Below are 11,536 nucleotides of genomic sequence, written 5' to 3'. Positions count from 1 at the left end.
CGCATGGGAACCCTCATTTCTGTCTTTGCCCGCATGAGCGGGCCGCTGACAGGCTCCTCACATGCCTACTCCGAAGAACCGGGCGGCGCTGCTCGCGGCGCCCTTCCTGCTCGTACCGGGCCTGCTGACCGGCTGCGCCGACGCCACCGGCGACCAGGCCGCCCCGGCCCCCGACGCTTCCGCCCCCTCCGCTTCCGCCTCCGCCCCGTCGTCCGCCCGCCCGGCGGCGACCCGTGCTCTCGCCGAGGTCGAGAAGCGGTACGACGACGCCCGGCTGGGTGTGTACGCGCTGGACACCGGCACGGGCGGCACCGTGACGTACCGGGCGGACGAGCGGTTCGCGCACTGCTCGACGTTCAAGGCCCTGGCCGCCGGCGTCCTGCTGAAGCGCGCCACCGACGACCAGCTCGACCGGATGGTCTCCTACGAATCCTCCGACCTGCTGGAGTACGCGCCGGTCACCTCCGAGCACGTGGACACCGGGATGAAGCTGAGCGCCCTCGTCGACGCCGCGCTGCGCTACAGCGACAACACGGCCGCCAACCTGATCCTGGAGGAACTCGGCGGCCCCGGGAAGCTGGAGGCGGCGCTGCGTGACCTGGGCGACACCACGACCAGGATCGACCGCGTCGAACCGTTGCTGAACAAGGCGACGCCCGGCGACGACCGGGACACCAGCACCCCGCGCGCCCTCGCCACCGACCTGCGCCGGCTGCTGCTGGAGGACCATCTCCCCGAGGCCCGGCGGAAGATGCTCGGGGACTGGATGGCGCGGAACACGACCGGCGACCCCTACATCCGGGCCGGTGTCCCCTCCGGCTGGAAGGTCCAGGACAAGACCGGCGGCTGCGGCTACGGCACCCGTAACGACATCGCCGTCGTCCGCCCGCCGGACGGCGCCCCGATCGTCGTCGCCGTCCTGTCCGACCGTCGCACGAAGGACGCCGCGTCCGACGACGCGCTGATCGCGGACGCGACGAAGACGGTCGTCGCCGCGCTGCGCTGAGCGTCGTCGTCCGGTCCGGTCCGGTCCGGTTCAGCGTCGCGCGAGGATCGCGGTGAGACCGAACTCGAAGCGCTCCTCGAAGGAGCCCGGGCTGAGGTGATCGCCCACCCGGTGCAGGGCCGGGTGGGTGGCCTCGGTGACCGCGTCCCGCAGCCGGTCGCCCAGGGACTGGCGCTGGGCTGCCTGTTCCTCCTGGGTGAGACCGAGGGTGAAGTACAGGACCGTCCAGGTGGTCCAGGCGGCCCGGCGCTCGTCCAGGCCGCAGTCCAGGAGCGCGGCGACGAACGTCTCCGCGAACCGCAGGGTGTGCGGTTCGGCGGCGTAGGTGCCGACGACGAGCGCCGCGCCGTCGCGGTGGCCGAGCAGGGCGCGGCGGTAGCGGCGGGCCAGCTCACGGACGCGCGGGTCCGGGGCGCTGGGCAGGCCGTCCAGCGGGATCTCCCCGACGACCGCGTCCGCCATCAGCTCCAGCATCCGGGTCTTGGTCTTCACGTGCCACAGCACGGTGTTCATCCGGACGCCGAGCCGGTGGGCGACCGCGCGGGTGGAGAGCGCGTCCAGGCCGTTCTCGTCCAGCAGTTCCAGCGCGGCGCGGATCACGGTGGCGGGTTCGAGCCGCTCGGCCGTTTGCTTATTGGTCATTGACCTAGTTTACTGCGGGCAAGGCGCATTGGTCAGTGACCAAGAAGTGTTCGCCGGAACACGACCCGGAAGGCCCAGTCATGCAGGCACACCATGTCGTCATCGCCGGCGGCGGCCCCGTCGGACTCTGGCTCGCCGCCGAACTGCGGCTGGGCGGGATCCCCGTCACCGTCGTCGAGCGGCGCACGGAGGTCGACGAGCGCTCCAAGGCGCTCACCATCCACCCGCGCACCATCGAGGTCCTGGCCGCACGCGGGGTCCACCGGCCGTTCCTCGCCGAGGGACTGCCGATCCCCACGGGCCATTTCGCGATGCTCGACGACCGGCTCGACTTCCGGGACCTGGACACCCCGTTCCCGTACACCCTCGCCCTGCCGCAGGCCCGCACCGAGGAACTGCTCCAGAAGCACGCGCTCGGGCTGGGGGCGACGATCCGCCGCGGGCACCGCGTCACCGCCTTCACCGAGCGCGCGGAGTCGGTGACCGTCCAGGTGACCGGGGTGCAGGGCGCGTACGAGATCGAGGCGGCGTACGTCGTCGGCTGCGACGGCACCCGCAGCACCGTGCGCAGCGCCGCCGGCATCGGCTTCCCCGGCACGCCCTCCACCGTCCTCGGCTGGCTCGGCGACGTCACCCTCGACAACCCGCCCCGGCCCGGCTTCAGTTCACTGAACACCCGCGGCGGGGTGATGGTCGCGCCGCTGCCCGGCGGACGGTTCCGCGTCGTCGGGGTCAGCCCCGACAGCCTCACCACCGAGTGGCCCGGCGACCTCACCTTCGAGGAACTGCGGCAGAAGGTCAGCGCCGTCACCGGGAACGACTTCGGCATGCGCGCCCCGTCCTGGCTCTCCCGCTTCGGCAACGCCACCCGGCTGGCCGCCGAGTACCGGCGGGGCCGTGTCCTGCTGGCCGGCGACGCCGCCCACCAGCACTTCCCCGCCGGGGGAGTCGGCATGAACGTCGGCATCCAGGACGCCCACAACCTCGGCTGGAAGCTGGCCGCGACGCTGAACGGCTGGGCCCCGGACGGCCTGCTGGACACCTACCACGCGGAACGGTGGCCGGTGGGCGCCCAGTTGGCGGAGCACAGCCGCGCCCAGACCTCCCTCATGGCCACCTTCACCCCCGAGGCCCTCGACCTGCGCTCCCTGCTCAGCGGCATGATCGCCGACCAGCCGGCGTTCGCCCGCGCACTCGCCGAACGGCTCACCGCGCTCGCCGTGCGCTACCCCGCCGCCGACCCCGCGGCCCACCCGCTCACCGGCACCCGCGCCCCCGACCTGTCCCTCACCGGCACGGACACCGGCCTGTTCGGCCTGCTGCGGCCCGACGCGTACCTGCTGCTCGACCTCACGGCCGGCGGCGCGCTCGGCGGTCTCGCCCGGCCGGGGCTCGCCGTCCGCACCGGGACGCTCGACCGGCCCCCCGCCCCCTGGGCCGAGGTGCGCGCCGCCCTCGTCCGCCCCGACGGACATGTCGCCTGGGCCGGCACCGGCCAGGACGACGCGGCCCTGACCGTGGACAGGTTCGTCACCGGCCGCCGGTGACGGGGCGCCCCTGCCGCGCAGCGCGCGCAACCCCTGCCGGTTAGGATCCGGGGCATGCCGCTCACCGTGCAGGACGTGGACCGGTTCGAGGCCGCCAGGCCCCGTATGGAGGCCATCGCCTACCGCCTCCTCGGCTCAGCGAGCGATGCCGAGGACGCTGTCCAGGAGACCTTCCTGCGCTGGCAGAACGCCGACGTCGAGCGCATCGAGGTCCCCGAGGCCTGGCTGACCAAGGTGCTCACCAACCTGTGCCTCAACCAGCTCACGTCGGCCCGCGCGCGGCGCGAAACCTACGTGGGCCAGTGGCTGCCGGAGCCGCTGCTCGCCCGGGACCCGATGCTCGGCCCGGCCGACACCGCCGAGCGGCGCGAGTCGGTCTCGTACGCGGTCCTCACTCTCATGGAGCGGCTGTCCCCGAGGGAGCGGGCCGTGTACGTGCTGCGGGAGGCCTTCGACTACTCCCACCGGGAGATCGCCGCGCTCCTCGACGTCACCGAGGCGGCCGGCCAGCAGCTCTTCCACCGGGCCAAGAAGCACCTCGCCGAGGGCAGGGCCCGCGGCGAGGTCGACGAGGCCGCCGCGCGGCGGGTGGCCGAGGAGTTCCTGGCGGCCGCCACCAGCGGGCGGACCGAGGCGCTCGTGGAACTGCTCACCGCCGACGCCGTCGCGGTCGGTGACGGCGGCGGCAAGGTGCCGGCCCGGACCAAGCCGTTCGAAGGCGCGCTCGCGGTCGCGAAGTTCCTGCGGGGCCTGTTCAAACCCGCCCGCTCCAAGCGCGCTCTGGTCGGCGGCTCGCCGGAGATCCACCTCACGAGCGCCAACGGCGGCCCCGCGGTCGTGGCGGTCCTCGACGGCCGGGTCGTCGGCATCATGTGCCTGGAGGTCACCGCCGACGGCATCGCCGCGTTCCGCAGCCAGGCCAATCCCGACAAGCTCCGGCGCGCGACCGAGGTGTGGGCGGCCACCGAGCACGGGGAGCCCCTCTTCCACGCCTTCTGAAACACTTCAGAACACCGCAGAACACCGCACAACAACACCTCAGAACACCTCAGAACACTCAGGATCCGGAACACTTCAGGCCGGTCACTCGTGATGTGAGGTGCTTCACATCGCGTTCCTGTCAGGAAAGGGCCGGCCGCCCGGTTCAAGGGGCGGAAGCACGCACGACATGTGCGGGACCCGCGCAGACAGGAGCAGGACCATGCAGCACCGCATCATCGTCCTCGGCGCCGGCTACGCCGGAACCGTCGCGGCCGGCCGCCTCGCCAAGCGGCTGCACCGCGACGACGTGACCATCACCCTCGTCAACGCCGAGCCCGACTTCGTCGAACGCGTGCGGCTGCACCAGCTCGCGGCCGGCCAGGACCTCAGGCCCCGGCCGTTGCGCGAGATGTTCGCCGGCACCGGCGTGCGGCTGCGGATCGCCCGGGTCACCGGCGTCGACGTCGACCGCCGGACCGTCACCGTCGCGGACCCGGACGGCGTCACCGGGTCACTGGCCTACGACACCCTCGTCCACGCCCTCGGCAGCGGCCGGCACGACCAGGGCGTCCCCGGCGCCGCCGAGCACGCCTTCGAGGTCGCGAGCCGGCCCGGCGCCCTCCGGCTGCGCGAGCGGCTGGCCGGCCTGGCCGCCGGGCAGCCCGTGGTCGTCGTCGGCGGCGGCCTCACCGGCCTGGAGGCCGCGACCGAGATCGCCGAGGCCCGCCCGGACCTCGCCGTCGGCCTGGTGACCCGCGGCGCCCTCGGCGACTGGCTCTCCGACAAGGGCCGCCGGCACCTGCGGAAGGTCGTCGACCGGCTCGGCGTCACCGTGCACGAGCACACCGCCGTCACCGCCGTCGAGGCCGGCCGCGTCGTCACCGCCGACGGCACGGCCGTACCGGCCGCGGCCACCGTGTGGACCACCGGCTTCGCGACCCACCCGATCGCGCGGGCCACCGCCCTGGAGGTCTCCGGCACGGGCCAGATCGTGGTCGACCGGACCATGCGCTCGGTCTCCCACCCCGACGTGTACGCCGTCGGCGACGCGGCCTGGGCGATGGGCCCCGGCGACAAGCCGCTGCGCATGTCGTGCGCCTCGGGCGGCCCCACCGCGTGGCAGGCCGCCGACGCCATCGCGGCCCGCCTGACCGGCGGGAAGCTCCCGGACCTGACGATCCGCTACTTCAACCAGTGCGTCTCCCTGGGCCGCGGTGACGGCCTGATCCAGTACGTCACCGCCGACGACCGGTCCGTCGGCGCGGCCCTGACCGGCCGGCTCGCCGCCCGCTACAAGGAACTGGTCTGCAAGGGCGCGGCCTGGGGCGTCGCCCACCCGACGCTCGGCCTGCCGGTGCGCCGCCGCCGCGTCGTGCGGGACGTCGACCGGGCGGAGGCGGCCGTCGAGGCGGCGGCCTGACGCGCGGCGTCCTGTCGGGTGCGGACAGGACGCACGCACAGCTCGCGGCGGGCGCGGCGCGGGGCGGGCCGGGGCCTGGTGGGCAGGAGCGGTCGGCGCGTGCCGCCGCCGACGCACCCCCACCGGCCGTTTCCGCGGGAGTCGCCCGTGCCCCGCTCACAGGCCCGTGTCGTCACCGACCGCCCGCACCGCTGTGCCCGGCAGCTCGCCGCCCACCTCGGCGGGCTGGCCCGTACCGGCTGGGACGAGGAGGCCGCCGAGGGCCGCCTCGTCTTCCAGGACGGGACCGGGCCCCTCGCCGCCACCGACGGGGCGCTGCTGCTGACCGTGGAGGCGCCGGACGACCGGCCGGCCAGGCTGGAGGACGTCGCCGGTGGTCACCTGGTGCGCTTCGGCGCCAGGGACGAACCGGTGGTGGCCTGGCACCGGGACACGGGCGAACCCGGCACCGACCGGCGCGGCGCCGGTGACCCCGGCACCCCCGGCGCCTGACCGGACCCCCTGGCTACCATGCCGTCATGGAAGCAGAGCACGAGCCGCCGCGACTGCCCGGCGCCACCCGGTACGCCGGGACACGGTACGGACGGATCGCCTACACGGACACCGGCCCGTCAGGTTCCCCCGCCGCGCCGCCGCTGCTGTTCGTGCACGGCAACTCGTCCTCCCGCAAGGTCTTCCACGCCCAGCTCGCCGACGACTTCGGCGGGCGGCGGCTGCTGGCCCTCGACCTGCCGGGCCACGGGGAGTCGGACGACGCGACGGACCCCGGGGCGGCGTACACGCAGCGCGGCTACGCCGCCGCGATCGTCGAGTTCCTCGGCGCCCTGGGCATCGACCGGGCCGTGGTCGTCGGCTGGTCGCTCGGCGGGCACATCGGCCTGGAACTCATCCCCCGCTTCCCCGGCCTCGCGGGGCTCGTCGTCACCGGCACCCCGCCCGTCAACCGGGACACCCTCATGGAGGGTTTCCGTCCGGGCCTGGCGTACGCCGGCACCGAGGACATCACGCTCGCCCAGGCGGCCGAGTTCGCCGGACAGATCACGCTCTCCCCGCCCCCCGCCTGGGTCGTGGACGACGTGGTACGGACGGACGGGCGGTCCCGGCGCCTCATGTTCGAGTCGTTCGGCGCCGGGCGGGACTCGGACCAGAAGGCGCTCGTCGCGCAGTCCCCGGTACCGCTCGCGATCATCGACGGACGCGACGACCCGTTCGTCGACCACGCCTACGTGGCGTCCCTCCCGTACGCCGCCCTGTGGCGCGGAACGCCGACGGTACTGGAGGGCCGGCGCCACGCGGCGTTCCTGGAGGACCCCGTGCGGTACGACGACCTGCTCCGCGCCTTCCTGCGCGACCACGGCCTCTGACTCGGCGTCAACTCCGTTGTCAGACCTCTGTGGAAGAGTGCTTCACGCCAACTCGTCCAGCGACTGAAGCGGAGCATCTCCATGCGGGACCGGACCGACGCGCGACCGACCGGACGCACCGGGGAGTCCCCCGGCGCCCCCGTCCTCGTCTACGACACCGAGGTGCGGGCCGGTGACCGGTGGTGGCACCGGGGCCCCCGGCTGACGGTCCGGCTGGACCGGGGCGAGCCCGGTGGTGAGCTGACGGAGCTGGCCTGGCGGTCCGCGAACGGGGCCGAGGCCGTGATCGTGTTCGACGACGCGATGACGGCCTTCCGCGGACAGCGGCGCACCGCCGACGGCGTGACGAGGGAGTACCGCGGAACCGGGCGCGGACGCCGAGCGGTCGAGGGGAAGACATCCGCCGTCCCGGCGCACGTCTTCGACACCGAGGAGGACGGGGCCGGGGACAGGGACGGGGACGACGCCCGGCCGTCGGCCGGGCGGCTGCACCTGGTGCTGGACGACGGCCAGGGCCCCGTGGAACGGGTCACCTGGCGTACGGGGAACGGCACCTTCGGGACCGTGACCCTGCGCCCCGCGCCCGCCCGGAACACCGTACCGGTGGCGGTGAAGGAGGTCGTGGCCAGCGACGAACACCGGGCGGCCGGCGAAGTCGCCGCGAACCTGCTCGTCCCCGGGCCCGGCAAGTGGCTGACGCCCGAGGACGCCGCGACCCTCGACTTCGCCCTGCCCGCCCCGGCCGCCGTCACCGCCTACCGGCTCACCTCGGCCAACGACTACCGGGACCGCGACCCCCGCGACTGGCGGCTGCGGGGATCGGAGGACGGCACCACCTGGTACACCCTCGACTCACGCGTGGACCAGGCGTTCCCCCGGCGCGACCAGAGCCGTCAGTACGCCGTGGCCAACTCCACGGCCTACCCCCTGTACCGGCTCGACATCGACCGCAACTGGGGGCGGGTGCCCGAGACACAGCTGAACCGGGTGGAGCTCCTCACCGACGCCGACCCCGGTCTGGTCGGCACCCCCGTCCCCGTCTCCCGGATCGAGGCCAGCGGCGAGCACAGGGGCGCCGGTGAGGTCGCGGCCAACCTGCTCGGCGCCGGCGCCGGCAAATGGCTCGTCTTCTCCGGGACCGCCCGGCTGGATTTCGTGCTGCCCGCCCCGGCCACCGTCACGGACTACGCGCTGACCTCGGCCGACGACCACTGCTCACGGGACCCCAGGGACTGGCGGCTGGAGGGCTCCGACGACGGCCGCACCTGGGTGACCCTGGACCGCCGCACCGGCGAGATGTTCCCCGGACGCTTCCTGGTACGGGAGTTCACCGTGGCCGACGCGGCGCCCTACGCCCGCTACCGGCTGCGCATCACCGCCAACGCGGAGGGTGTGGGCGAGATCCAGCTCAACAGGGTGCAGTTGCTGAGGAAGGACAGCCACCCGGCCCCCGCCTACGGGCAGTTCTCCGGTGTCCTCCGGCACGGCCACGGTCCCGCCGTCGGCTACCGGGGGAGCGCCGTCCTGTCCCTGGGCTGACCCCTCGCCGGGCAGCGGACGCGCCGTGCCGGCGTCGTGCCCCGGCCGCTACGGCGTCGTGGCGGCCGGGGCGTCGCGGCCTCGGCTCCGAAGCCCGCCGACCCAGAAGTCTTGCGCACCCCACGTCGCATGCTTACTTTCGAGTAACTCCGCGCTGCCGTCGTTGCGTCGCAGTCGCGCATCGTTGACGTGGCCGCATCAAATTACAGGCGGCCTCTCGCCTACCGAAGGGGTACGACCGTGGAAGAGATCCAGCACCGCACCCCGCTCACCCGTCGCCACGCGCTGCAGGTGGCGGGCGGTGTGGTGGCCGCCGGTACGGTCACGGGAGCGTCCCGTGCCGCCGCCGCGCCACTGTCCGCGTCCGCCGCCGCCGCGGACGCGGACGTCATCGTCGTAGGAGGCGGCCTGGCCGGTCTCGTCGCCACCTCCGAACTGGCCGCGGCGGGCCGCAAGGTGCTCCTGCTCGACCAGGAACCGGAGGCGAGCCTGGGTGGTCAGGCGTACTGGTCGTTCGGCGGTCTGTTCCTGATCGACTCCGTCGAGCAGCGGCTGTGCGGCATCAAGGACTCCCTCGAACTGGCCCGGCAGGACTGGCTCGGCACGGCGGGCTTCGACCGAGGGGTGGACGACAGGCTCGGCGAGGACTACTGGGCCCGCAGATGGGCCGACGCGTACCTGGAGTTCGCCGCGGGCGAGAAGCGCTCCTGGCTGGCGGGGATGGGCATGACCTGGGTCCCGGTCGTGGGCTGGGCGGAGCGCGGCGGCCAGCTCGCCACCGGGCCCGGCAACTCCGTGCCCCGCTTCCACGTGACCCTGGGCACCGGACCGGCCGTGATGGAACCGTTCGAGAAGCGGGTGCGCGCGGCCGCGCGGAAGGGCCTGGTCACCTTCAAGTTCCGCCACCAGGTGGACGAACTGCTCACCACCGGCGGTGTGGTGAACGGGGTGCGCGGGTCCGTGCTGGAGGCCAGCGACGCGCCACGGGGCACCGCAAGTTCGCGCACCGTGGTCGGTTCCTTCGAACTGCGCGCGCCCCTCGTGATCGTCGCCTCGGGTGGTATCGGCGGCAATCTGGACCTGGTCCGGCAGAACTGGCCCAGCCGCCTGGGGCCCGCCCCGCGCACCATGGTCACCGGTGTCCCCGCGCACGTGGACGGCCGGATGCTGGCCATCGCCGAACGGGCCGGGGGCCGGCTGGTGAACCGGGACCGGATGTGGCACTACACCGAGGGACTGAAGAACCACACGCCCATCTGGCCGGGCCACGGCATCCGCATCCTGCCCGCCCCCTCCTCCCTGTGGTTCGACGCCAAGGGCCGGCGCTTCCCGACGCCCGCCATCCCCGGTTACGACACCCTCGGCACCCTGAAGATGATCAAAGACACGGGGTACGACTACTCGTGGTTCGTGCTCAACCTGCGCATCATCAAGAAGGAGTTCACCCTCTCGGGATCGGAGCAGAACCCCGAGCTCACCGACAAGAACCTGGTCGCCTACCTCGCCAACCGGCTCCTCAACCAGACCCCGGCACCGGTCCAGAAGTTCCTCGACAAGGGCGAGGACTTCGTCGTCGCGGACACCCTGGAGAAGCTGGTCGCGGGGATGAACAAGCTGACCGGTGAGAACCTCGTCGACGCCGCGGAACTCGGCCGGCAGATCACCGCGCGCGACCGCGAGGTGGACAACCGGTTCGGCAAGGACGTCCAGATCATGGGCATCCGCAACTCCTTGGCGTACGTGGGCGACGACCTCTCCCGTACGGTCGACCTGCACAAGATCCTCGACCCCGCCGCCGGACCCCTGATCGCGGTCCGGCTGAACCTGCTCAGCCGCAAGACCCTCGGCGGGCTCCAGACCGACCTCTCCGGCCGCGTCCTCGACGCCGACGGCGCCCCGGTCCCCGGCCTCTACGCCGCCGGTGAGGCCGCCGGTTTCGGCGGCGGCGGCGTGCACGGATACCGGTCGCTGGAGGGCACCTTCCTCGGCGGCTGTCTCTTCTCCGGACGTCAGGCCGGCCGCGCCGCCGCCGCGGAAACCGCCTGAGAACAGCCGCTCCCCGGCCGCCGGTCAGCCCTTGCCGAACAGCTCCGGGGGAAAGGCGCCCGCCGCCCGCACCATCCGGGTGAAGCCGCCGGCCAGCTCGGTCAGCCGCGCGGTGGCGGCCGGGCCCAGGTGGTCGTACGGGGCGGCGTCGAGGCGGTCGGTGAGTGTCTCGGCGTCGCCGCGCAGGGCGGCGCCCGCCTCGGTGAGGTCTCCCGCGTCGTCCAGCAGGCCACGCTCCCGCAACCGGTCCTCGGCGGCGGCCCACTGCGCCGCGGACCAGCCGCGGGTCTGCTTGAGCACGGCCGATGTCACCGTCTCACCGGTGGCGTTGTGCAGGACCAGCGCCTCGATCCCGGAGAGCCCGGCGACCGCCAGCGCGGCGAGGTGACCGTCGCCCCGGTGTTCGCGCAGCAGCGTCGCGGCGTGCCACAGCGCCAGATGCGGTTCCGCGGGCACGGGCAGGGCGGCGTTGGCGGCGTACAGCGGCCGTCCCTCGCGGCGGCCCGCCCCGGCGGCGCGCAACGTCAGGCGGGCCGCCTCCGCCATCTCCTCGGACACGAGCACCTTCTCTCCGAGCAGCCTGCGCAGCGTCCTGTCCGCGCCGCGCAGCCGCGCGGCGAGCACCGCGTCCGGTGTCGTGACCGTCCAGGCCGCGGGCATGTACCGGGCCACGTGCGCGTGGTCGAAGTTGTAGAAGGTCGCCGTGACCGCACCCGCCCCGACCGCCCCGAGCGGGGCCGCGCGCCCGGCGAGGTAGGACATGGTCCCGGGCTCCAGGCCGAGGGCGGCGAGTTCGTCCCGGTACTCCGGTGCGAAGTAGACGACCGAGTGCAGGGGGCCGACGGCGTTGTGACAGCGACGGCCGGTGGTCGCATCCATGCCCATCTCTCTTCTCCAGATAATCGATTATTGCTTACTTGATCGATCATAAGCACCCATAGGAGGGGAACACAAGAGCGCGGCCGTGTGCTGCGCGGAAGCGGGATCGCCG

Annotated in this window: 10 protein-coding genes; 8 read left to right on the top strand and 2 right to left on the bottom strand. The window is 73.6% G+C overall.

Annotation, left to right across the window (positions count from 1 at the left end; translation table 11 throughout):
• Window positions 1–61 precede the first annotated feature (61 nt).
• A complete protein-coding gene (bla, locus tag ACZ3IG_RS05635) occupies window positions 62–1,006 on the top strand; it encodes a class A beta-lactamase (RefSeq protein ID WP_467429349.1) in 945 nt (314 codons plus the stop codon).
• A gap of 30 nt (window positions 1,007–1,036) precedes the next feature.
• Here bla and ACZ3IG_RS05630 read toward each other — a convergent pair whose 3' ends face one another.
• Window positions 1,037–1,648: a TetR/AcrR family transcriptional regulator C-terminal domain-containing protein gene (locus ACZ3IG_RS05630; RefSeq protein ID WP_467429348.1), complete on the bottom strand. Its 612-nt coding sequence runs from the start codon at window positions 1,646–1,648 to the stop codon at window positions 1,037–1,039.
• 80 nt (window positions 1,649–1,728) lie between these two features.
• Between ACZ3IG_RS05630 and ACZ3IG_RS05625 the strand changes: the two genes are divergently transcribed.
• From ACZ3IG_RS05625 to ACZ3IG_RS05595, 7 genes are all read left to right on the top strand, one after another.
• The gene (locus ACZ3IG_RS05625) at window positions 1,729–3,195 is read left to right on the top strand and encodes an FAD-dependent monooxygenase (RefSeq protein WP_467429347.1); all 1,467 of its coding nucleotides are present in this window, start codon (window positions 1,729–1,731) and stop codon (window positions 3,193–3,195) included.
• A 54-nt stretch (window positions 3,196–3,249) separates the two neighbouring features.
• Window positions 3,250–4,194 carry an RNA polymerase sigma-70 factor gene (locus tag ACZ3IG_RS05620; protein WP_467429346.1) on the top strand — a complete coding sequence of 315 codons (945 nt, stop codon included), beginning with the start codon at window positions 3,250–3,252 and terminating at the stop codon, window positions 4,192–4,194.
• Between the two features lie 202 nt (window positions 4,195–4,396).
• Window positions 4,397–5,596: an NAD(P)/FAD-dependent oxidoreductase gene (locus ACZ3IG_RS05615; RefSeq protein WP_467429343.1), complete on the top strand. Its 1,200-nt coding sequence runs from the start codon at window positions 4,397–4,399 to the stop codon at window positions 5,594–5,596.
• Between the two features lie 147 nt (window positions 5,597–5,743).
• Window positions 5,744–6,088, top strand: coding sequence for a DUF2218 domain-containing protein (locus ACZ3IG_RS05610; protein ID WP_467429341.1), 345 nt, complete (start codon window positions 5,744–5,746; stop codon window positions 6,086–6,088).
• 26 nt (window positions 6,089–6,114) lie between these two features.
• Window positions 6,115–6,960 carry an alpha/beta fold hydrolase gene (locus ACZ3IG_RS05605; RefSeq protein WP_467429339.1) on the top strand — a complete coding sequence of 282 codons (846 nt, stop codon included), beginning with the start codon at window positions 6,115–6,117 and terminating at the stop codon, window positions 6,958–6,960.
• A gap of 81 nt (window positions 6,961–7,041) precedes the next feature.
• On the top strand, window positions 7,042–8,499 hold the full coding sequence (locus tag ACZ3IG_RS05600) for a coagulation factor 5/8 type domain-containing protein (RefSeq protein ID WP_467429337.1): 1,458 nt from the start codon (window positions 7,042–7,044) through the stop codon (window positions 8,497–8,499).
• A 249-nt stretch (window positions 8,500–8,748) separates the two neighbouring features.
• Entirely contained in the window at window positions 8,749–10,545 is a 1,797-nt protein-coding gene (locus ACZ3IG_RS05595) for an FAD-binding dehydrogenase (RefSeq protein WP_467430499.1), read from the top strand.
• 24 nt (window positions 10,546–10,569) lie between these two features.
• On the opposite strand, the gene ACZ3IG_RS05590 is transcribed toward ACZ3IG_RS05595, so the two are convergent.
• Window positions 10,570–11,424, bottom strand: a complete 855-nt coding sequence (locus tag ACZ3IG_RS05590) for an SCO6745 family protein (protein WP_467429335.1) — start codon at window positions 11,422–11,424, stop codon at window positions 10,570–10,572.
• Window positions 11,425–11,536 lie beyond the last annotated feature (112 nt).

Source organism: Streptomyces sp. NPDC016677, from assembly GCF_055562815.1.
The sequence above is the reverse complement of the archived record's forward strand: the minus strand, read 5'-3'. Positions and strand labels throughout refer to the sequence as shown.

What these genes read in the sequence shown, in the direction of transcription:
- bla (WP_467429349.1), top strand. Translation starts at nt 62, where the DNA reads ATGCCTACTCCGAAGAACCGGGCGGCGCTGCTCGCGGCGCCCTTCCTG.
- ACZ3IG_RS05630 (WP_467429348.1), bottom strand. Translation starts at nt 1,648, where the DNA reads ATGACCAATAAGCAAACGGCCGAGCGGCTCGAACCCGCCACCGTGATC.
- ACZ3IG_RS05625 (WP_467429347.1), top strand. Translation starts at nt 1,729, where the DNA reads ATGCAGGCACACCATGTCGTCATCGCCGGCGGCGGCCCCGTCGGACTC.
- ACZ3IG_RS05620 (WP_467429346.1), top strand. Translation starts at nt 3,250, where the DNA reads ATGCCGCTCACCGTGCAGGACGTGGACCGGTTCGAGGCCGCCAGGCCC.
- ACZ3IG_RS05615 (WP_467429343.1), top strand. Translation starts at nt 4,397, where the DNA reads ATGCAGCACCGCATCATCGTCCTCGGCGCCGGCTACGCCGGAACCGTC.
- ACZ3IG_RS05605 (WP_467429339.1), top strand. Translation starts at nt 6,115, where the DNA reads ATGGAAGCAGAGCACGAGCCGCCGCGACTGCCCGGCGCCACCCGGTAC.
- ACZ3IG_RS05600 (WP_467429337.1), top strand. Translation starts at nt 7,042, where the DNA reads ATGCGGGACCGGACCGACGCGCGACCGACCGGACGCACCGGGGAGTCC.
- ACZ3IG_RS05590 (WP_467429335.1), bottom strand. Translation starts at nt 11,424, where the DNA reads ATGGATGCGACCACCGGCCGTCGCTGTCACAACGCCGTCGGCCCCCTG.